This is a genomic window from Streptomyces sp. NBC_00259, assembly GCF_036181745.1.
Taxonomy (GTDB): domain Bacteria; phylum Actinomycetota; class Actinomycetes; order Streptomycetales; family Streptomycetaceae; genus Streptomyces; species Streptomyces pratisoli.
On sequence record NZ_CP108080.1, the window covers coordinates 1,538,329 to 1,558,283 of the forward strand.

The following is a 19,955-nucleotide window of genomic DNA, read 5'->3' on the forward strand; positions in this document are numbered from 1 at the left end:
CGGATGCCTGTCCGGCATACGGGGCCTCGGCCGGGGGCGACCGGCGCGGGTGGTGGCGGTCGTCGTCGGGGTCGGCGCCCTCGTGATGGGGGCCGCCGGGAGCGCCGCGGCGCATCCGCTGGGGAACTTCTCGGTGAACCGGTACGACGGGCTCGTCGTCGCCGAGGGCGAGTTGAGGGTCGACCACGTCGAGGACCTGGCGGAGATCCCGACCGCCAGGGTCCACCCGGAGGCGATGCCGACGGGCCGCCTCGCCGCCTGGGCGAAGGAGCGGTGCGCGGCCGCGGCGGGCGGGGCGCGGCTGACGGTGGACGGGCGGGCGGTGGCGCTCGGTGTCGCGTCCACGCGTGCCGAGGTCCGTCCGGGGCAGGCCGGGCTGCCCACGCTGCGCGTGGAGTGTGCGATGCGGGCGCCGCTGCCGGACGGGAAGGCGAGCCTGGACTTCCGGGCCGGCGGCGGTGAGGGTTCCGGCTGGCGGGAGGTCACGGCCCGGGGCGACCGTACGACGCTGTCCTCGTCGGACGTTCCGCGGGACTCCGTGTCGCGCCGGCTCTCCGCATACCCGGAAGGGCTTCTCGACTCCCCTCCCGACCGCACGGCAGCGTCCCTCACCGTCGTCCCGGGCGGACCCGCCCTCGGCGACGGCCCGGCGTCGGCGGCACCTCCCTCCGTGCTGCCGCGCGGCGCCGACCGCTGGACCCAGGCCCTGACCGGTCTCGTCGAACGACGCGACCTCACCGTGTCGTTCGGCGCGCTCGCCCTCCTGATCGCCCTGGCCCTCGGCGCCCTTCACGCCCTCGCCCCCGGCCACGGAAAGACGCTGATGGCCGCGGCGGCGGCCGCCGGCGGCCGGAACTCGCTGCGCGAGGTGCTGGCCCTCGGCGCCTCCGTGACCGTGACCCACACTCTCGGGGTCTTCGCTCTCGGCGCCCTCATCGCGGCGGGCTCGGCCGTCACCCCGACGATCGTCGGCTGGCTGGGCATGGCGAGTGGGGTCCTGGTCACCGTGGCGGGCGCGCTGCTGGTCCGCAGGGCATGGCACGACCGGGCGCACGGGCGCGGGCACACCCACGTCCACTGGCCGGGCGGCGGGCACACACACGATCACGACCACAGCCACGACCTCAGCCACAGCCACAGCCACGACCACGACCACCACGAGGGCGACAGCCATGGCCACGAGCACCACAGCCACGGCAAGGAGCACGGCAAGGGCCTCGGGAAGGACCACGGCAAGGGCCAACCGCTGCGCCGCAGCGTGCTCCTCGGCTTCGCCGGCGGCCTCGTCCCCAGCCCGTCCGCCGTGGTCGTGCTGGTCGGTGCCGCCGCGCTCGGCCACGCCTGGTTCGGGCTGCTGCTCGTCGTCGCGTACGGAGCCGGCCTGGCCCTCACCCTCGCCGCGGCCGGTTTCGCCGTCGTACGGATCGGGGCGCGGGTGACGGCGTGGCTGACCCGGCAGCGGTCCGCGGGACGGCTGGCCGGCTTCGTCCGGCGGACCGCGCCGCTGAGCACCTCCGTCGCCGTTCTCGTACTGGGATGCGGATTGGTGTTCAGGGGGGCCGCAGGAGCCATGAGTTGAGCTAGCTTGGAGGGGTTTCCACCGTGATGGTCGCTCTGCTGCGGATGGGGGGCTCGTGATGAGCGAAGTGCCGGGCGGCGGTCGGGACGACGAGACGCTGGTCGCGGGGAGGTACCGGCTGCTCGGTCGCCTCGGCGAGGGCGGTATGGGGGTCGTGTGGCGGGCCCGCGACGAGCTGCTGGGGCGGGACGTCGCGGTCAAGGAGGTCCGCGCGCCCGACGCGCTCGGCACCACCGATGTGCGGCGGCTCTACGCGCGCCTGGAGCGTGAGGGCTGGGCCGCCGCCCGGATCTCGCACCGCAATGTGGTCACGGTCTATGACGTGGCCTCCCACGACGGGCGGCCGTGGATCGTGATGGAGCTGGTTCGCGGCCTCTCCCTCTCCGAAGCGCTCGCCGCGGAGGGCCCGATGGCCCCGCAGCGGGCGGCACGCGTCGGGGCCGAGGTGCTCGCCGCGCTCCGCGCCGCCCACGAGGCGGGGGTGCTCCACCGGGACGTGAAACCCGGAAACGTGCTGCTCGCCAACGACGGCCGCGTCGTCCTCACGGACTTCGGGATCGCGATGGTGGAGGGCACGTCCAACCTGACGATGACCGGCGAGCTGGTCGGCTCGCCGGAGTTCCTCGCTCCCGAGCGGGCGCTGGGCCGCACACCCGGGCCCGAGTCGGACCTCTGGTCGCTCGGAGTCCTGTTGTACGCGGCGGTGGAAGGGCAGTCACCGTTCCGTCAGGACACGCCGCTCAGCACGCTGCGCGCGGTCGTCGACGAGGAACTGCCCGTACCGCGCAGGGCGGGCGCGCTGGAACCCGTGATCGCCGGGTTGCTGCGGAAGGATCCGGCGGAGCGGCTGTCCGCCGGGGAGGCCGAGCGGCAGCTGCGGATCCTCGGAGCGGGCGGCACACCGCGGGCCGATCCCCCGCCGGCCGCGGGTCCCCAGGCGGTCACGGTCACCTCCGCGGCGCCCGCGACCCCGGCCACACCTGTCGGGGTCTTCGGGCCCCCCACCCCCACGGCCACGACGGCGCCGTCCCTGGGGACCGGCGCCCCTCCTCCGGAGCGTCCACGCCGTGCCGTCGTCGTCCTGATCGCCGGGATCGCGGCGCTGCTGCTCTCGATCGGCGGCCTCACGTACGCCCTGCTGAACAACGGTGGCCTGGGCGGCAACGGCGGGAGGGGCGACAAGGGAGGCGGCGGCTCCGCGACCGGCGGTTCGGCGAGCGGGCGCGGTGCGGCGAGCGGGGGCGGTTCCGCGGACGGGGGCGCGACGGACGGCGGCCCCTCAGCACCCGTCGCGAGTTCGTCCCCGCCCAAGAGCGGGGGCGCGGCGACCGGTGGGCACGGCTCGGCGACTCAGAAGCCTCCGCAGAGCGTGCATGTGGACGTCCGCGCGGTCCACGGCGGTTACCGCGGGGCCTGCCCGGCCCCCGGAGCCGAGGCGCCCTCCTTCCGGGCGACGGTGACCGTGGGCCGTACCCCGGTCTCCGTCGGCTACCGCTGGGTGACCAGGAGCGGCCGGAGTTCGGACGGCGGCTGGAAAGCACTCGACTTCCCCTCCGGGGAGGGGAAGTCGCGGCAGATCGATCACGTCGAGCTGACGTACACACCGGGTACGACACACCACGACCAGATCCGGGTGGAGGTCCGGAGTCCGGTCGCGGCGCGGTCGAAGTGGGTGGCGTTCTCGGTGACCTGTGACGAGGAGGAGTCCCCGACGGGCACCCCTTCCTCGCCGGGCTACCCGTCGGACGCGGCTGACGGGGGTGACGGAGGTGACGGGGGTCAGGCCACCGAACGGAACGGGGGCAGGTAGCCGCCGGACTGTCCGGAGGCGGTCGGGTGGTACGACTCGCCGATGTTCAGCCAGTTGACGCTGTGCAGCCACGCGGAGCCCGAGCAGATCTCGTGCCCGGTGAACGCCGGGGCGACATCGGCGAAGGTGAATCCGTGGTCGGCGACACGCTTGGCGATGGCGGCGTTGAGGTGGTCGGCACCGCTGTTGATCGCGGCGCGTTCGTTCTCGCTGAGTCCGGTGATGCAGCTTCCGTTGAGTCTGTAGAAGCGCGGGTAGCCGAGGACGACGACACGGGCCGAGGGGGCCTTGGTCCTGATCGCCGAGTACACCGAGTCGAGGCGGCCGGGCAGGGTCGTGTCGACGTAGCGCTTCGCCTCTGCGACGCGCGCGATGCAGGTGCTCTCGGACTGCAGGACGCAGGTCGTCATGACGTCGGCGAAGCCGGCGTCGTTGCCGCCGATGGTGAGGGACACGAGGTCGGTCGCGGAGGTGAGCGGTCCGAGCTGGCCCGCCGTCACATCATTCGTACGAGCACCCGAGCAGGCGGTGAAGGCGAACGACGAGGGTGAGTTGGCTGCTGCCCAGAGGGCGGGGTAGGCCCTGTTGGTGCGCTTGCAGTCGCCGCTGCCGCTGATGTAGGCGCCGGCTCCGAGGCCCGAGGAGTACGAGTCGCCGAGGGCCACGTAGTCGACGGCTGCCGCGGACTGGGCGGCCTGGGCCTGGCCCGTTCCGGTGAGGGCGAGGACTGCGCCGAGGAGGAGTGAGGATGAGATTGCCGCGATTCGGGACAGTTTCATGGAACCTCCCATTAGCAGGATCTCTGCTCAACTGTCGTAGCATGTCCCTCAGTTCACGGGAAGTGTTCATGCCAAGAACAGTGGGCGAGCAGCAAGGAGCCCGGGGACGCGCTTCTTGACGGACCGTCGGACGAGGCCCGACCATGACAGGCCTCAGCATCCAGGCAATCCGGTTCCTCCGGGGGCAAACACGCCCATGCAGACGATCTTCAGCAAACCCGCCCTACTCCGGACGGATGTCCTGCCGGTGCTCGCAGGTATGGCCCTCACCGTGTCCGCGACCGGCGCAGCACTGGCGCTCGCGGGGCTCGAATCGCCGCTTCGCGCGCCGTTCGCGCTCTTCTGTCTCACCGTCGCGCCGGCGGCCGGACTCGCCGCGGCGCTGCGCCCGTTGGCCGCCGGGACCTGCGCACGTATCACGCTCTCGTCGGCCGGCGCGATCCTCGTCGATCTTCTGGTCGCATGGTCATTGCGCGCACTGGACCTGTGGTCCACGGAAAGCGGAGTCACAGGCGTCGCTGCGATCACTTTCTTTCTCTTTGTCATCGCAATGTGGAACAGGCCTGCGCATTTCAGCCCGCGCAGGAAAAAGTTGTAAAAAGCGGAGTCGACGGCCCAGGTCTTGTCATACAGTCCTAATCATCAATACCGTCGTACATCCACCCGCAACGGTCCATCTTTCAAGGCGACTCCTGGGGAGGGGTCATTCGTCGCGACGGACCGTGGCGGGGCGCGGTAGGGGGGTGCCGCGCTCGGTCGCACTTGTGCCGAGTCGCGTACCGCGCGGCCAGCTATGCCAGCTCGCCCAGCCTGTACGGAGATCCATGCCGTCATGGCCGGGGTGAGAGCCCCCCTTTCGAACCGGACACTCATCCGGACTGCCCGGGGGCGGGCGGTCCACCGGACGAGAGGGAAACCGACTCATGAGCTCGTTCCTGCGCCCGGCGGTCCCGGATCCTCATGATCCGCTGACCACGGCCACAGCCATCGCTTCGGCCACCGCCACGGCAACGGCCACCGCCACACTCGGCCGGATACCGGCCCAGTACCGCCCGATCTCCTCTCATCTCGCCATCGCACCACCGGTCAGCGTCGTGATCCCCGCCATGAACGAGGCGGAGAACCTTCCGCACGTCTTCGGGACACTGCCCGAATGGATCCATGAGGTCGTCCTCGTCGACGGCAACTCGACGGACGACACGGTCAACGTCGCACGGGAACTGTGGCCCGGAGTCAAGGTCGTCAAGCAGGCCGGCAAGGGCAAGGGGGACGCCCTGATCAGCGGCTTCGCCGCCTGCACCGGCGACATCATCGTCATGGTCGACGCGGACGGCTCCGCGGACGGCCAGGAGATCGTCAGCTATGTGTCCGCCCTGGTCGGCGGCGCCGACTTCGCCAAGGGCTCGCGCTTCGCCAACGGCGGCGGCACGGACGACATGACCCCCATCCGCAAGCTCGGCAACCGCGTCCTGTGCGGCATCGTCAACGCCAAGTTCGGCGCCCGCTACACGGACCTCTGCTACGGCTACAACGCGTTCTGGCGCCACTGCCTGGACAGCATCGCCCTGGACTGCACCGGCTTCGAGATCGAGACCCTGATGAACATCCGGGTCGTCAAGGCCGGACTGCGCGTCCAGGAAGTGCCCAGCCACGAGTACCTGCGCATCCACGGCGTCAGCAACCTGCGCGCCGTCCGGGACGGGCTGCGGGTCCTCAAGGTGATCCTCCAGGAGAAGGGAGTCCGCCGCGCCGCGCGCCGGAGCCCCGTCCTCACCCTCAACATGCCGCGGGGAGAGGTCTCTTGAGCGGGTACCACCGGACGTTCTCCGTGGTGATCTGCGTCTACACGGAGGACCGCTGGCAGGACATCCTCGCGGCCGTCGAGTCCGTACGCGCGCAGTCGCTCCCGGCGCTGGAGACGCTGCTCGTCGTCGACCACAACCCGGCGCTGCTGAACCGCCTCATCGAGGAGTTCACGGAGCTCCGGACACGGGGAGAGGAGGTGCGGGTGCTCGCCAACGCGGGCCCCCGCGGCCTCTCCGCCGGCCGCAACACCGGAATCGCCGCCGCCCGCGGCGAGTTCGTGGCCTTCCTCGACGACGACGCCGTGGCCGAGCGGGACTGGCTGCGGTACTTCGCCGAGTCCTACGACGACCCGCGGGTGATGGCCGTCGGCGGCAGGACCCGGCCGGCCTGGGCCTCGGGCCGCAGACCGGCCTGGTTCCCCGAGGAGTTCGACTGGGTCGTCGGCTGTACGTACCGGGGGCTGCCGCACGGCCGCGTCCCGGTGCGCAACGTCCTCGGCGGAAACGCGTCCTTCCGCCGCAGCGCCTTCGACGCCACCGGAGGATTCGCCACCGGCATCGGCCGTGACGGTGACAAACGGCCACTGGGGTGCGAGGAGACCGAGCTGTGCATCCGGCTCGGCCGGGCCCTGCCGGACGCGGTCCTGCTGATCGACGACCGCGCCGTCATCCACCACAAGGTCCCCGCCGGACGGGAGCGCTTCCGCTACTTCCGTACACGTACCTACGCGGAGGGCCTGTCCAAGGCGCTGGTCTCCCACAGCGTCGGCAGTGCCAAGGGGCTGGAGACCGAACGGCGGTACACCACCCGGGTGCTCCCGGCAGGCGTCGCGCGAGGGCTGCGCGACGCACTGCTGGGCCGCCCGGGCGGCGCGGGCCGGGCCGGCGCGATCGTCACCGGCGTCGCCACGGCCGCGGCCGGGTACGCGATGGCGAGCGTCCGCACCCGATCCGGGGTGGCTTTCTCCCACGGCCCGATCGCCGCGTACGCGCCGGGAGCGGAGGGCGGCACGCCATGACCGCCGTGAACCAGGCCGTGCCGATCCTCATGTACCACGCGATCGGGCACCGGACCGCTCCGGCGACGCACGGACTGTCCGTGGCGCCGGAGGCGTTCGCCGAGCAGATGGACCTGCTCGGCGGGCGCGGGTTCACACCCGTCACCACCGCGGAGCTCGGGCGGGCGTGGCGGCACGGTGTTCCGCTGCCGCCACGGCCGGTGCTGATCACCTTCGACGACGGCTACGAGGGCGTGCACCGGCACGCCCTCCCCGTCCTCGCCAAGCACGGCTTCTCCTCGACCCTGTTCGTGTCGACGGGCTGGCTGCGGGGCGCGCACGACACGGGCGGCGCGCTCGACACGATGCTGGACTGGGACCAGGTACGGGCACTGGTCGCCGCGGGCACGGAGATCGGCGGCCATACGCACACCCATCCGCAGCTCGACCAGCTGGACGATCCGCGGCTGCGCCACGAGACCCTGCACTGCCGGGAGATCATCGCCGGGGAACTGGGCGCGGCGCCGCTCTCGTTCGCCTATCCGTACGGCTACTCCAGCCGGCGCGTCAGACAGGCGGTGCGCGCGGCCGGCTTCGCCCAGTCACTGGCGGTGGGCAACGCGCTGGCGCGCCGGCGCCAGGGCCCGTACGCGCTGGAGCGGGTGACCGTGCGGCGCTCCACCGGCATCGAGGAGTTCGAGCGGCTCGTCGAAGGCCGGGGCATCGCCCGCGGCTTCGCCAGGGACCGGGCACTGACCAAGGGGTACGCCGTGGTGCGCCGGACCCGGAGGGCGGTGCGACTTCTCCGCACATGAGTTCGAGACCGGTCCGCGACGGCACACGTCAAAAGGCCGTGCACGGAGGGCTGCCGTGCCGGATCATGGCGCCATGACTGCCAACCCTGAGGACTCTGTGCCGATCCGGCTCAACGTCGACGACAGCGACTCGCCGTCGGACGTCGTGGACGCGCTGTTCCTCGGCCGCTTCGCGACGGGCGAGCAGCCGTACTCGCACAGTTCGACGATCGACCGGGTCAAGCCCGGCGCCACACTGCTGCCGCCGGGCGCCCGGGTGCTGCGTGCCGCGCGCGACGACGACCGCAGCGCGACGCTCGCCGACGGCGACGGCTGGACCCTGCTGATCTCCCGCTGGAACCGCGGTGCCGACGTCACGGTCACCGCGGTCAGCTCCGAACTCGCCGAGAAGATCCACAAGCAGGCCACGGAAGGCGTCCAGGACGAGCCGGAACCCCAGCCGGAGAACGTCACGATGGGCTTCTGGTACGTGTCCCCGCGTCGTGGCCCGCACCGCACCACCCGCCAGATCAGCGCCGGTACGTGGGAGGAGGTACGGCCCAACTACACGACGCCGGTGGCCGAGGCGATGGACCGGCTGATGAAGGTGACCCCGGACGACATCGCGGGCCGGCTGCTCCTGCTCCACGGCCCCCCGGGCACGGGGAAGACATCGGCGCTGCGGACGCTGGCGCGCTCATGGCGCGACTGGTGCCAGGTGGACTGTGTCCTCGACCCGGAGCGGCTGTTCAACGACGTCGGCTATCTGATGGACATCGCCATCGGCGAGGACGAGGGCACGGCGAAGGGCCGGTGGCGGCTGCTGCTCCTGGAGGACTGCGACGAGCTGATCCGCGGCGAGGCCCGGCACACGGCGGGCCAGGCGCTGTCCCGGCTGCTGAACCTGACGGACGGGCTGCTCGGCCAGGGCCGCAACGTCCTGGTGGGCGTCACCACCAACGAGGACCTGGAGCGGCTGCACCCCGCGGTGGTCCGGCCGGGCCGCTGTCTGGCCCGTATCGAGGTCGGTTCGCTCACCCGCAAGGAGGCGGTGTCGTGGCTGGGCACCGAGGAGGGCGTGGGCCGCGAGGGTGCGACCCTGGCCGAGCTGTACGCGCTGCGGCGCGGCACGAATCCGGCGTCGGTCCCGGCGCAGCACGACGGCGCGGACGCGGGGCTGTATCTCTGATCTCCCGCAGTTCCCCCGGTTCCCCCGGTTCCCCCAGGACGAGGTCCTGGGGGGTGAGGAACGGACGGGTGCGGCGCTTCAGGCTTCGTACGCCGCCCGCAGCGCGTCCCGAACCGCGCGGAGCGCGTCCTCGCGGGACAGACCCAGGCGGTGGACCTGCTCGGCGTACGCCTGGGCGGCCGCGGCGGCCTGACGCTCCGCCGCATCACCCGCCGCCGCGACGAACGTGCCGTTGCGGCCACGGGTTTCGATCACCCCGTCGCCCTCCAGGGCGCGGTACGCCTTGGCGACGGTGTTGGCGGCCAGGCCGAGTTCCTCCGCGAGACCCCTGACCGTCGGGAGTTTGTAGCCGACGGGCAGCGTGCCGGAACGGGCCTGGGCCGAGATCTGGGAACGCAGCTGCTCGTAGGGCGCGGAAGCGGCGTCCGTGTCGATGAGGATCTTCAAGGTCACAAAATGATTGTCTCCCACTTCGGTGCCGCGGGCACGCCGCTTGGGACCCGCCGGAAAATGAGAGGCGGGCGCACGAGGCGCACGCGTAGCGTGCGGAATCATGACAGTGATCGTCCGTGACTTCCGCGCCCCCCAGGACGCCGCGGGCGCCGCCCGGGTCCAGCGCGCCGCGCTGCCGTTCCTGCTCGTGAGTGCGGAGTCCCTGGCCTTCGACCTGGCCCACGCGCATCCGCTCGCGCGCTTCCGTCCGCTCGTCGCCGAGGAGGACGGCGCGATCGTCGGCACGGCGCAGGTGGGGCTCGCGCACGACAGTCCGGAGCCGGGGGTCGGTTACGCGAACGTCTTCGTGCACCCGGAGCACCGCGGCCGGGGCGCCGGGTCGTCGATCGTGCGTGCCGCCGAGGAGTATCTCGCGGCGGCCGGGGCGACGAGCGCGTACTCCTGGGTGCTGGACGAGCGGGCCCACCGTGCCTTCGCCGAGCGCCTCGGCTACCGGCCCAGCCGCCCGGCGTACTTCCTCCGGCTCGATCTGGCGACGGCGAAACTGCCGCGACTGCGGACACCGCCCGAAGGGGTGCGGATCGTCCCGGCGTCCGCGTTCGCGAACGACCCGCGGCCGCTGTTCGAGCTGGACGCGGAGACCACCGCGGACGAGCCGGGCGACGTGGACGCGGAGTTCACCGACTACGAGCACTGGCTGGCGGAGACCTGGGGCCATCCGCTGTTCAGCCGCGAACTCACCTCCGTCGCCGTCGTGGACGGCCGGCCGGTGGCCTTCAGCGCGGCGCGTACGGACGGTTCGGCCCGCTACGGCACGTCGATGACGGGCACCGCCGGCGACTTTCGCGGCCGGGGCCTCGCCAAGCTCGCCAAGAACGACTCGCTGCACCGGGCGCGTGCCGCCGGGTTCACGGAGGCCTTCACCGGCAACGACGCGGGCAACGGTCCGATGCTGGCGATCAACAAGTGGTTCGGTTACGAGATCTGTGCGACGGAGGTACGGCATGTCCGCACGCTGGGGTGAGTCCTGGGTCGATGTCGCGCTGATCAAGGCGGGGCATACGAAGATCCGCTACCCGGCGGAGGTCGTCGCCGACGACGGCACGCGGATCACCGTCCGCGCGCCGTGGGCGGGCGACGACGTACGGGACTTCGGGTTCGTGCGCTTCGAGCCGGGAGACATCTTCACCGAGTACTACTGGCGCGACCGCTGGTACGCCGTGAAGGAGGTGCGGGCCGGTGACGGGGCGCTGAAGGGCTGGTACACCGACATCACCCGCCCGGCCGAGGTCTCGCGTGACGAGGTCGTGGTCGAGGATCTGGACCTGGATCTGTGGGTGTCGGCCGACGGTACGCAGATCCTGCGGCTGGACGAGGACGAGTTCGCCGCGAGCGGCCTCGCCGACAGCGATCCCCGGGCGGCCGAGGAGGCTGCCCGGGCGCTGGACGCCCTGGAACTCCTGGCCCGCGAGGGGCGGTTCACGGAGCTTCTGGTCTGAGGCGCGGCACCGGGAGCGAGCCCGGGACCGATCCCGGGACCGAGACGGGGATCGAGCCCGGGACCGAGCCCGGGACCGAGACGGGGAGAGGCACCGCCCGGTCCGGTGCACCGGGGTCGTGGGCGATGGTGTCGTCGTCCTCGTGCCAGTGGACGACGAAGCGCTCACCGGCCCGGTACGCCTCGAACCCGGCCCTGCAGTAGGCGACCATGTCGTCCGGGAGCGCGGCGAGGGGATGCCAGGCGAGCTCGGAGCACTTGTGCGGCTCCCGGTTGTCCGGCTCGCCGCCGGTCCCGTACGCCGCCTCGAAGAACCAGCCCGTCCGGGGCGGATCGCCGGGCCCCCGGTGCTGCATCACGAGCGCCACCCGCAGATCCTCCGGCCCGAGCTCCACGCCGATCTCCTCGGACGTCTCGCGCACCATGGCCGCGCGCACGTCCTCGCCCTCCTCGACATGCCCCGACGGCCCGTTCCACAACCCGTCCCCGTAGCCGGTGTTCGCCCGGCGGGCGAGCAGGACCTCGTCGCCGCGCCGCAGGACGAGATGGACGTCGACGACCTCGCTGTGCCGCGGGGCCGGGGGAACGGGCGCGAGCCGGGCCACCACCGCGTACCGCTCGTCGTCGACCGGGCGGCCCCACAGGGCCGGATCGTCCGACAGCGGTTCATGGTCGATCCGTCCCACGAGAGGCGTGAGCGTGCCGATGAGCCGCTGCGCGGGCACTCCGGCGCCTCCCCACACCCCCTCGACCAGCACCAGTCGCCCGCCCGGCCGCAGCAGGGACACCCAGTGGCCGAGCGCCGACTCGGCGTCGGGCAGGGCCCAGACGACATGCCGCACGAGCACGACGTCGAACCGCCGCTCCCCCACCGGTGGCCGGTCCGCCGGGCCGACCAGCACCTCGGCGCCGGTGCCGGCGAGCTTGCGGCGCGCCGCCGCGGCCATGCGCGGCGAGAGGTCCACCGCGGTGACACGGTGGCCCTGCTCGGCGGCGACGAGGGAGAGGCTGCCCGTGCCGCAGCCGAGATCGAGCACATCGGACGGCTCGTGCGGCAGCCAGCGCGCCATGCGCGTCGCCCAGGCACCGCGCACCACGGGGTCGCGCAGTCCGTGGTCGGGCTCCTCGTCGAAGGTGTCGGCGGCCGCGTCCCAGTCGATCGTCGTCATGCGTCCGATCGTCGCAGCCGCCACTGACAACGGGCCGGCCCGCGCGGGTCGGTGCAACGACTCACGACAGCAGGGAGGTTCAACGACTCGCGGCAGCGGGTCGGTTCAGCGGCTTGCGGCAGCGGGTCAGCCCAGCGGCTTGCGGTAGTGGATGCGGTCGTACCGGCCCTCCATGCGGCGTTCGACGACCTCATAGCCGTACCGCTCGTACATCTTCCGGTTCTCCCACATCATGGCGTTCGTGAGCAGCCGCACCTCGGGCACTCCGAGCCGGCGCGCGTGCTCCTCGACGAAGGCCGGCAGCCGGCGGCCGAGTCCCGTGCCCTGGGCGTCGGCGTCGACGGCGATCGAGTCCAGGTAGAGGTGGTCGGCCGCGGGGATCAGCACCAGGACGCCGGTCAGCGGGTCGCCCGTCACGTACACCCGGCCCGCCTCCACGTTCGCCGCGTGGTCCGCCTGCATCGGGGCCGGTACGAGTCCGATCCGTTCGATGTAGTGGTGGTAGGCCGCGTCGGTCACGGCTTTCACACGGGAGATGTCGTCCTCGGCGGCGAGCCGGATGTCGTCGGTCATCCCCTCACCGTACGACCGCGCGCAACCAGTTTCTTCAGCCATGGCCAGGCCAGCAGCACCACGATCACGGCGTACACCGTCACCGAGAACGGGGTGTCGACCAGCCCGGTGACACTGCCGTCGCTGATCTGCAGGGCGCGCCGCAACTGCTGCTCCGCGGCCGGGCCGAGGATGACACCGATCACCGCGGGCAGCACCGGCAGCCCGTAGCGCCGCATACCGAACCCGATCAGTCCGATGACCAGCAGGATCACCAGGTCGAGCGCCTCTCCGCCGACCGCGTACGCGCCGACCGCCGCGAAGAACAGGATCCCCGCGTAGAGGTACGGCCGGGGGATCCGCAGCAGCTTCGCCCACAGCGGTGCGAGCGGCAGGTTGAGCGCGAGCAGCAGGACCATGCCGACGAAGAGCGAGGCGATCAGGCCCCAGACCAGGTCGGGTTCGCGTTCGAAGAGCAGCGGTCCCGGCTGGATGCCGTACTGCTGGAAGGCGGCGAGCATGACGGCCGCGACGGCCGTGGTCGGCAGGCCGAGGGTCAGCATCGACACGAGCGTGCCGGCCGCCGAGGCGGACGCCGCGGACTCCGGTCCCGCCACGCCCTCGATGGCGCCCTTGCCGAACTCCTCCTTGTGCCGGGAGAGCCGCTTCTCGGTGACGTAGCTCAGGAACGTCGGGATCTCCGCGCCGCCGGCCGGTACGGCGCCGAACGGGAAACCGATGACCGGTCCGCGCAGCCATGACTTCCAGGTGCGTTTCACATCGGACTTGGCGAGCCAGGGCCGGCCGACGGGTATCGGCTCTTCGGACGTACGCCGCAGATGGGCCGCGACCCACAGCGCCTCGCCGATCGCGAAGAGCCCGACCGCGACGATGACGACGTCGATGCCGTCCGCGAGCTGGAGCGAGCCGAAGGTGAGCCGCTGCTGTCCGGTCATCTGGTCCAGGCCGACGAGCCCGAGGGTGAGACCGATGAGCAGCGAGGCCAGCCCCCGGATGCGGGACGAGCCGAGGACGGAGGTGACGGCGATGAAGGCCAGCACCATGATCGCGAAGTAGTCGGGTGCGCCGATGTCGACGGCGAGTGCGGCGACGGTCGGGGCGAGTGCGACGAGCAGGATCGTGCCGATCATGCCGCCCGCGAAGTGGCCGACGGCGGCCGCCGCGAGCGCCTGCGCGCCACGGCCCGCCTTCGCCATGGGATTGCCTTCCATGGCGGCGACCACGGCCGCGCTCTCACCGGGCGTGTTGAGCAGGATGGACGTGGTCGAGCCGCCGAACATCGCGCCGTAGTAGATGCCCGCGAACATGATGAAGGCGCCGGTCGGTTCGAGCCCGTACGTGACGGGGAGCAGCAGTGCCACCGCCATGGCCGGGCCGATTCCCGGCAGCACGCCGATCGCCGTGCCGAGCAGCACTCCGAGCGCCGCCCAGAACAGGTTGACCGGGGTCAGCGCCGTCCCGAAGCCGTCGAGGAGGGAGTTGAGCGAGTCCATCGGCTAGAGCACCCCCATCAGCGGGCCACCGGGCAGCGGCACCCCGAGCAGGTTGTTGAAGACATAGAAGGTGACGAGGGAGAGGACGGCCGCGATCAGCGGATCGCGGTGGTGGTGGCGGCTGCCCAGCGCGTACGCCGAGCCCCAGAAGAGCAGTGCCCCGGAGACGGGGAAGCCGAGCGGGCCGATGAGGACGGCGTTCGCGAGGAAGACTCCGGCGAGCAGCAGCACGGTGCGCCGGTCGCCGGGCTCGGAGAGGTCGATGTCCTCGCCGCTCTCGGATTCGCCGCGGCCGCCGCGCAGCACGTCGACGGCGAGGAGTGCGGCGACGAGGAGCAGCCCGGTGCCGACGACGACGGGGACGGTCCTCGGGCCGACGGGGCCGCGCTGGGCGACGTCGACGTGCATCGTCAGCGCGTCGCTCAGGACGAGCACGCCGATGACGAAGAGGAGCACGCTCACGCCGAGTTCGGAGTGCTCGCGCAGCCAGGACGTGCGTGCGGATCCGCCCGCGCTCGACTCTGTCTGCGCTTCCGTTTCCGTTCCCGCTCCTGTTCCCGCTCCCGCTTCCGTGCTCACAGCCCCAGCTCCTTCAGTACGGAGTCGACGCGGGTGTCCTGCGCGTCCAGGAACTCGCCGAACTCGTCACCGGTCAGGAAGGCGTCGTCCCAGCCGTTCTTGCGCATCGAGTCCTGCCACTGCTCGGAGTCGTGGAGCTTGCGGACGAGGCCGACGAGCTTGTCGCGTTCGGCGTCGGAAAGCCCGGGCGGGGCGACGACGCCGCGCCAGTTGGTGAAGTCGGTGTCGAGCCCGGCCTCACGCAGGGTGGGCGCGTCCAGGCCCGGCACCCGCTCGGGGCCGGTCACGGCGAGCAGCCGCAGCTCTCCGGACTTGATCTGGTCGAGGTACTCGCCGACGCCCGAGACGCCGAAGGCGATCTTGTTGCCGAGGATGGAGGCGAGCAGCTCGCCGCCGCCGTCGAAGGGGACGTAGTTGACGGACTTGGGCGCGATGCCCGCGGCCTGCGCCATCAGCATGGGGGCGAGATGGTCGGGGCCGCCGGGTGAGGAACCGCCGCCGACGGGCAGCTTGCCCGGATTCTTCCGCCAGGCGTCCACGAGCTGCTGGATGGTCCGGTACGGGGAGTCCTTGGCGACCACCACGATGTCCTGCTCCTCGGTGAGCCGGGCGATCGGGGTGGTGTCGGCGAGCGTCTTCGGCGACTTGTTGGTGTGGACGGCGCCGACGACTCCGAGGCCCATCGACATGGCGAGCTTTCCGTTGCCGTGCTCGCCGACGAGCCGGGTCAGTCCGACGGTGCCGCCCGCGCCGGGCAGGTTGAACACCTCGATGTTGTGGGTGAGCCCGGCCTCCTCGGCGTTCTTGGCCGCCGTACGGGCGGTGATGTCGTAACCGCCGCCGGGCGAGTTGGGGACCATGATGCGCAGGCCGGGGATCTGGGTGCCGGTGTCGGCGCCGCTGCCCGTGGTGAGCAGCGGAGGCCCCACGAGCACCAGCAGCGCCGCCCCGAGCAGGGCGAGGGGGGTGCGCAATCGCACGTGAGCCGCCTTTCGGTCCGGTGAGGGGAGTGGTGAAGTGGCCCACATGTTGCCCGCGCGTTAAGAAGCTGTCGCTCTTCCGGAATCAACGGACGTTGTGGTCGTTGTGGTCGGCGCCTAGCGTGTCGGCGTGACGACGGTGCTGGTGGTGGACGACGACTTCATGGTCGCGAAGCTGCACTGCCGCTATGTGTCCGCGGTGCCCGGTTTCACGGTTGCCGGGGTGGCGCACAGCGGCGCCGACGCGCTGCGCGCGGCCGACCGGATCCGGCCCGACCTGGTCCTGCTGGACATCTATCTGCCCGATATGGACGGCATCGGCGTACTGCGCGAACTGCGTGCGGCGGAGGCGCGGGACACGGACCGGCAGCCGGCCGACGTCCTGTTCATCACCGCTGCCCGGGACGCGGGCACGGTCCGCGCGGCCCTGCGCGCCGGCGCCCTGCACTATCTGATCAAGCCGTTCAGCCATGCCGCGCTCCAGGAGCAGCTGCGCCACGTGGCCTCGCTCCGGACCCGCCTCGCGTCGCTCGACGAGGCCCGTCAGGAGGACGTCGACCAGATCTTCGGCACCCGGCCGCCCGGCTCCCGCGAACTCCCCAAGGGCCTCGCCGCCCATACGGCGGACCTGGTCGACCGCGTTCTGCGCGCCCACCCGGAGGGCCTGTCGGCCTCGGAATGCGCCGAGGCCGGCTCCCTCTCCCGCGTCAGCGCCCGCCGTTACCTGGAGTACTTCGCGGAAACGGGGCGCGCGGAGGTGACGCTGCGGTACGGGGGTACCGGGCGCCCCGAGCGGCGCTACCGGCGGCTCGGCTGAGGCTCCCTCCCGCGTTTCTCACTGGTCAACCGTTAGTTGAGACTCGTATCATCTGCCGATCGAGGTGGGGATTCCGCTTCGCAGCATCGGCCGAGGTCGGGGGGCCTGTCGAGGCGTGCTGCCCAGAAGCATGGTGCCCCCACCGTCACCAATGACGATTCCGGCGGGCGTTCGTGCTCCGCCGGTTCGACAACCCGAGGGGTGGGTTACCGAGTGCAGATTCGCTTGCGTGGTGGCCGGCACAGGCGCCGTATGAAGCTGGCGCTTCCGGCCGTGGCCGCAGTCATGGCGCTCACAGGGGCGGGGATCGCGTTCAGCGGATCCGATACGGCGGAGGCGGGTGAAGGACTCACGCTCGGCGTCGAGTCGCAGAAGCCCGCGCAGCCGTCACAGGCCGAACTGCGAAAGCGCGTCGGCCAGGCGATGGAGGCCGTCGCGGACGGCGGGGCCGGGAACGGGGCCGGCGCAAGGGCCGGCGGCGCGCCGGCCGCGCGCATCATCGGTGGTTCGGAGACCACCATCTCGGCTGCCCCGTGGATGGCGCAGCTGCACTACTACGACGAGGCCAGCGACACCGGCTTCCTGTGCGGCGGCGTGGTCATCGCCCCGACGAAGGTCGCGACCGCGGCCCAGTGCGTCAAGGGCGCCAAGTGGTACGCGGGCGGCACCGTCGTCGTCGGTACCGACCAGACGCCCACCCAGAACACCGACGGGACGTGGAACTGGCACAACGGCACGCTGCTGGGCGCGTACCGGCAGTGGAACCACCCCGGCTTCAGCTGGTCGGCCGGCCTGGACAACGACGTGGCCGTCCTCACGCTGACATCGCCGGTCCCGGCCGGCGTGAAGCCGCTGCCGCTCGCGCAGCCCACCGACTCCGCGCTGTACGAGGCGGGCCTGGACGGCAAGGTGTACGGCTGGGGCAAGACCACCTCGGGTCCGGGCGGGCGCGCGCAGACGCTGAAGGTGGCCGACGCGGACGTCGTCGCAGACACCTCGTGCGCGGCCGCGTACCCCGGGGGCTTCGTCAAGGGCCACATGCTCTGCGCCGGGGCCGCGCCGACGGGTGACGACGGCACCAGCGAGACGACGTGCGCCGGTGACTCGGGCGGCCCGCTGGTGGTCGGCGGCAGGCTGGCCGGCATCGTCTCCGGGGAGAACTGCGCGACCGCGGGCAAGTACGGTCTGTACGCGAAGGTCTCCACGTACTCGGCACCGATCCAGGCCCGTGTCGACGACGCCAACTGGAACTACGACCACACGGCCGACCTGCTGGCGCGGCGCGCCTCGGACGGGACGCTCTTCGGCTGGACCTCGAAGGTCACCTCGCTGAGCCGTACGTTCAACCACGGCTACTTCGGCGGCTACAACCTGCTCGTCCAGGGCGACCTCGACCGCGACGACTGGGAGGACCTGCTGGTCCGCGCGAGCAACGGCTCCGTGTACTGGGAGCACTTCTCGGTGGTGTCCGGCACGTGGGAGAGCAAGCTCGTCTCCACGGGCTGGGGCGCGCAGAAGCAGATCCTGATCCCCGGCGACGTCACGGGCGACGAACTCACCGACGTCATCACGGTCGACCCGTCCGGCACCATGCGCGTCTACCCGGGCAAGGGCAACGGCGCCCTCGCGGCGCCGGTCGTCACCGGCACCGCCTGGGAGTCGTTCACCATGATCCGCGGCCACGGTGACTTCACCAACGACGGCAAGGCCGACATCTTCGCCCGCGCCAAGGACGGCAAGACGTACCTCTACAAGGGCACGGGTGTCGCCACCCGTCCGTGGTCGGCGCCCGTGCTGGTCGGCGCCTTCCAGTCGATGAACGCCATCGTCACCACCGGCGACGTGAACAGCGACGGCCACGCCGACGTCCTCACCCGCGACACCACGGGCAAGCTCTGGCTCTACCCGGCCAAGGGCAACGGCGGCTTCAACCCGCGCGTCGCGTTCGGCACGGGCTGGCAGGCGTACAACCTGTTCGGCTGATCCCACGGCACACGCCGAAGGGACGGGGCCCGGGCACTGCCCGGGCCCCGCCCCCGCGTCAGCGCGGCCTGCGCACTGTTCCCGGACGTCGAACGAACCGAAGACGAGGACGGCTCATGACATACCGGCGCGCGGCGATACCGGCACTGGCCGGAGGTCTGCTGCTCACGGCGCTCCTGTGGTGGGCGGGATCGAGTACGAACGCACTGCACCTGCCGGGCACCACCGGCGTGATCGGCGGCCGGGCCACCGCCGAGCTCACGACCTGGCTCGTCCCCTGGTCGTACGACCCGCCGGCCGCGCTCCGGATCGGCGCCGGGACGTCCGCCGGGATCGGGGAATCGGCCGAGGCCGACAGCAGCCGCTACCTCGCGCTGTACGCCACCGCGATGCAGATCCGGTTCGGCGCGGTCTTCGCCTTCTTCGTACCCGGGGCGCTGCTCCTCGTTCGCAGACTGCCGCCGGTGCACGGCCGGATGCCGGCCGCGTTGCTCGCGCTGTGGGCCTGGGGCATGGTGGCCGGGACGCTGGCGGTGACCGTCTCCACGCCGTGGCTGATCGCCTCGCACGGGCGCGGCAGCTACCGTTTCCTGCCCCAGCTGGCGGGCATGATCTCCAGTGGGCGGCAGGTCCTGGTGGCGACCGCGCTGGTCGCGGCGACAGTGACGGTGCTCGCTGCGCGGGTCACCGCCAAGGGTGCCGGTCCGCTTCTGCAGGCGGTCGTCCCGGCGCGGGCCGCCCGGTTGGCCGCCACCGCGGGGACCGCGGTGATCGCCCTGTCCCTGGTGGTCCTCTCGTACCATCCGGTCGCGGCGGCCATCCAGACGGTCTCTCCGGACGGCGGGTTCTTCGCCGAACCGGGCGAATTCCTGCGCGTGTGGCTGCTGCTCGGGGCCTGGGCGGTCCCCGAGGGCGGGCCGATCGGCAGCTGGCTCCTGTATCGCGCCGCCGACGTACTGCTGCTCGCCGTGGTGTGGTGGGTACTGCGACGGCTGCCCGGGCTGCTCACCCGGGTCACCGTTCCGGCGATGGCGGTCGGCGCGGTCTGCGCGACCGTCCTCGGGCTGCTGGCGAGCCAGCTGCTGCGGTTGGCGACGGACGGGTCAGGCCTGCGCTGGGGGCTGCTGCACCTCTCCGGCGTCCTCGGTAGCGGCGTCCCGGCCGCCCTGACCTGGGGCCTGGTGGCGGGAGTCGCGGCGGCTGTGACGCTGCGGGTGACCGTGGGACGTGCGGAGTCCGCCGACGCCACGGCCGCCGTCAAGGGCACCGCCCGGCCTTGGAACAGGCCAGGACGAGCCTGACCGCCCGCGCTCGTTGCTCGGCCGGGGCCTCAACCTTTCGACGTTCCTGGGGAGTTCACCTCCTCAGGGGGGCCATCGTGCGTCACCGCATCCTCTCGGCCGTCGCCGCACTCGTCGCCGCCACAGCGTGCGCCGTCCCGGCCGAGAGGCAGCTG

General features: G+C 72.0%; 19 protein-coding genes. 12 read left to right on the forward strand and 7 right to left on the reverse strand.

Annotation, left to right across the window (positions count from 1 at the left end; translation table 11 throughout):
• Positions 1-85 precede the first annotated feature (85 nt).
• Complete coding sequence (locus tag OG766_RS06900; protein ID WP_328727438.1) at positions 86-1,579, forward strand: HoxN/HupN/NixA family nickel/cobalt transporter; 1,494 nt, start codon at positions 86-88, stop codon at positions 1,577-1,579.
• A gap of 58 nt (positions 1,580-1,637) precedes the next feature.
• A complete protein-coding gene (locus OG766_RS06905) occupies positions 1,638-3,389 on the forward strand; it encodes a serine/threonine-protein kinase (RefSeq protein ID WP_328724793.1) in 1,752 nt (583 codons plus the stop codon).
• On the opposite strand, the gene OG766_RS06910 is transcribed toward OG766_RS06905, so the two are convergent.
• Positions 3,359-4,168 carry an SGNH/GDSL hydrolase family protein gene (locus OG766_RS06910; protein WP_328724795.1) on the reverse strand — a complete coding sequence of 270 codons (810 nt, stop codon included), beginning with the start codon at positions 4,166-4,168 and terminating at the stop codon, positions 3,359-3,361. The genes OG766_RS06905 and OG766_RS06910 overlap by 31 nt on opposite strands.
• A 196-nt stretch (positions 4,169-4,364) precedes the next feature.
• On the opposite strand from OG766_RS06910, the gene OG766_RS06915 reads away from it, so the two are divergent.
• From OG766_RS06915 to OG766_RS06935, 5 genes are all read left to right on the forward strand, one after another.
• The gene (locus OG766_RS06915) at positions 4,365-4,766 is read left to right on the forward strand and encodes a hypothetical protein (protein ID WP_266375368.1); all 402 of its coding nucleotides are present in this window, start codon (positions 4,365-4,367) and stop codon (positions 4,764-4,766) included.
• 325 nt (positions 4,767-5,091) lie between these two features.
• Complete coding sequence (locus OG766_RS06920; RefSeq protein ID WP_266375366.1) at positions 5,092-5,973, forward strand: glycosyltransferase family 2 protein; 882 nt, start codon at positions 5,092-5,094, stop codon at positions 5,971-5,973.
• Positions 5,970-6,992, forward strand: a complete 1,023-nt coding sequence (locus OG766_RS06925; RefSeq protein WP_328724796.1) for a glycosyltransferase family 2 protein — start codon at positions 5,970-5,972, stop codon at positions 6,990-6,992. The genes OG766_RS06920 and OG766_RS06925 overlap by 4 nt, the downstream gene beginning before the upstream one ends.
• Entirely contained in the window at positions 6,989-7,786 is a 798-nt protein-coding gene (locus OG766_RS06930) for a polysaccharide deacetylase family protein (protein ID WP_266375362.1), read from the forward strand. The genes OG766_RS06925 and OG766_RS06930 overlap by 4 nt, the downstream gene beginning before the upstream one ends.
• 73 nt (positions 7,787-7,859) lie before the next feature.
• Complete coding sequence (locus OG766_RS06935; RefSeq protein WP_266375360.1) at positions 7,860-8,954, forward strand: DUF5925 domain-containing protein; 1,095 nt, start codon at positions 7,860-7,862, stop codon at positions 8,952-8,954.
• A gap of 78 nt (positions 8,955-9,032) precedes the next feature.
• Here the strand turns inward: OG766_RS06935 and OG766_RS06940 are convergent, their stop codons facing one another.
• Positions 9,033-9,407, reverse strand: a complete 375-nt coding sequence (locus OG766_RS06940) for a GntR family transcriptional regulator (RefSeq protein WP_266375358.1) — start codon at positions 9,405-9,407, stop codon at positions 9,033-9,035.
• Between the two features lie 100 nt (positions 9,408-9,507).
• On the opposite strand from OG766_RS06940, the gene OG766_RS06945 reads away from it, so the two are divergent.
• Both OG766_RS06945 and OG766_RS06950 read left to right on the forward strand, forming a co-directional pair.
• A complete protein-coding gene (locus OG766_RS06945) occupies positions 9,508-10,431 on the forward strand; it encodes a GNAT family N-acetyltransferase (protein ID WP_328724798.1) in 924 nt (307 codons plus the stop codon).
• Positions 10,412-10,906, forward strand: coding sequence for a DUF402 domain-containing protein (locus OG766_RS06950; RefSeq protein WP_266375354.1), 495 nt, complete (start codon positions 10,412-10,414; stop codon positions 10,904-10,906). The genes OG766_RS06945 and OG766_RS06950 overlap by 20 nt, the downstream gene beginning before the upstream one ends.
• On the opposite strand, the gene OG766_RS06955 is transcribed toward OG766_RS06950, so the two are convergent.
• The 5 genes from OG766_RS06955 to OG766_RS06975 all read right to left on the reverse strand — a co-directional run bounded on the left by OG766_RS06955 (position 10,887) and on the right by OG766_RS06975 (position 15,699).
• Positions 10,887-12,074: a methyltransferase domain-containing protein gene (locus tag OG766_RS06955; RefSeq protein WP_328724800.1), complete on the reverse strand. Its 1,188-nt coding sequence runs from the start codon at positions 12,072-12,074 to the stop codon at positions 10,887-10,889. The two genes, OG766_RS06950 and OG766_RS06955, sit on opposite strands and share 20 nt — an antisense overlap.
• 126 nt (positions 12,075-12,200) lie before the next feature.
• Positions 12,201-12,647 carry a GNAT family N-acetyltransferase gene (locus OG766_RS06960; protein WP_328724801.1) on the reverse strand — a complete coding sequence of 149 codons (447 nt, stop codon included), beginning with the start codon at positions 12,645-12,647 and terminating at the stop codon, positions 12,201-12,203.
• Positions 12,644-14,140: a tripartite tricarboxylate transporter permease gene (locus tag OG766_RS06965; protein ID WP_266375348.1), complete on the reverse strand. Its 1,497-nt coding sequence runs from the start codon at positions 14,138-14,140 to the stop codon at positions 12,644-12,646. Before OG766_RS06965 ends, OG766_RS06960 begins: the two co-directional genes overlap by 4 nt.
• A gap of 3 nt (positions 14,141-14,143) precedes the next feature.
• A complete protein-coding gene (locus OG766_RS06970) occupies positions 14,144-14,626 on the reverse strand; it encodes a tripartite tricarboxylate transporter TctB family protein (RefSeq protein ID WP_328727439.1) in 483 nt (160 codons plus the stop codon).
• 89 nt (positions 14,627-14,715) lie between these two features.
• Positions 14,716-15,699, reverse strand: coding sequence for a Bug family tripartite tricarboxylate transporter substrate binding protein (locus OG766_RS06975; protein ID WP_266375346.1), 984 nt, complete (start codon positions 15,697-15,699; stop codon positions 14,716-14,718).
• A 130-nt stretch (positions 15,700-15,829) separates the two neighbouring features.
• Here OG766_RS06975 and OG766_RS06980 point away from each other — a divergent pair, with 130 nt between their 5' ends.
• The 3 genes from OG766_RS06980 (at position 15,830) to OG766_RS06990 (ending at position 19,800) form a co-directional block, all read left to right on the forward strand.
• Positions 15,830-16,516, forward strand: coding sequence for a response regulator (locus tag OG766_RS06980; RefSeq protein WP_266375344.1), 687 nt, complete (start codon positions 15,830-15,832; stop codon positions 16,514-16,516).
• 252 nt (positions 16,517-16,768) lie between these two features.
• Positions 16,769-18,499 carry a trypsin-like serine protease gene (locus OG766_RS06985; protein ID WP_328724805.1) on the forward strand — a complete coding sequence of 577 codons (1,731 nt, stop codon included), beginning with the start codon at positions 16,769-16,771 and terminating at the stop codon, positions 18,497-18,499.
• A gap of 116 nt (positions 18,500-18,615) precedes the next feature.
• Positions 18,616-19,800 (forward strand): hypothetical protein, encoded by a 1,185-nt coding sequence (locus OG766_RS06990; RefSeq protein ID WP_266375340.1) that lies wholly within the window; start codon positions 18,616-18,618, stop codon positions 19,798-19,800.
• The last annotated feature ends 155 nt before the right edge of the window (positions 19,801-19,955 follow it).

Coding starts and splice junctions, on each gene's coding strand:
- OG766_RS06900 (WP_328727438.1), top strand. CDS start 86: ATGGGGGCCGCCGGGAGCGCCGCGGCGCATCCGCTGGGGAACTTCTCG.
- OG766_RS06905 (WP_328724793.1), top strand. CDS start 1,638: ATGAGCGAAGTGCCGGGCGGCGGTCGGGACGACGAGACGCTGGTCGCG.
- OG766_RS06910 (WP_328724795.1), bottom strand. CDS start 4,168: ATGAAACTGTCCCGAATCGCGGCAATCTCATCCTCACTCCTCCTCGGC.
- OG766_RS06915 (WP_266375368.1), top strand. CDS start 4,365: ATGCAGACGATCTTCAGCAAACCCGCCCTACTCCGGACGGATGTCCTG.
- OG766_RS06920 (WP_266375366.1), top strand. CDS start 5,092: ATGAGCTCGTTCCTGCGCCCGGCGGTCCCGGATCCTCATGATCCGCTG.
- OG766_RS06930 (WP_266375362.1), top strand. CDS start 6,989: ATGACCGCCGTGAACCAGGCCGTGCCGATCCTCATGTACCACGCGATC.
- OG766_RS06935 (WP_266375360.1), top strand. CDS start 7,860: ATGACTGCCAACCCTGAGGACTCTGTGCCGATCCGGCTCAACGTCGAC.
- OG766_RS06945 (WP_328724798.1), top strand. CDS start 9,508: ATGACAGTGATCGTCCGTGACTTCCGCGCCCCCCAGGACGCCGCGGGC.
- OG766_RS06950 (WP_266375354.1), top strand. CDS start 10,412: ATGTCCGCACGCTGGGGTGAGTCCTGGGTCGATGTCGCGCTGATCAAG.
- OG766_RS06955 (WP_328724800.1), bottom strand. CDS start 12,074: ATGACGACGATCGACTGGGACGCGGCCGCCGACACCTTCGACGAGGAG.
- OG766_RS06960 (WP_328724801.1), bottom strand. CDS start 12,647: ATGACCGACGACATCCGGCTCGCCGCCGAGGACGACATCTCCCGTGTG.
- OG766_RS06965 (WP_266375348.1), bottom strand. CDS start 14,140: ATGGACTCGCTCAACTCCCTCCTCGACGGCTTCGGGACGGCGCTGACC.
- OG766_RS06985 (WP_328724805.1), top strand. CDS start 16,769: ATGAAGCTGGCGCTTCCGGCCGTGGCCGCAGTCATGGCGCTCACAGGG.
- OG766_RS06990 (WP_266375340.1), top strand. CDS start 18,616: ATGACATACCGGCGCGCGGCGATACCGGCACTGGCCGGAGGTCTGCTG.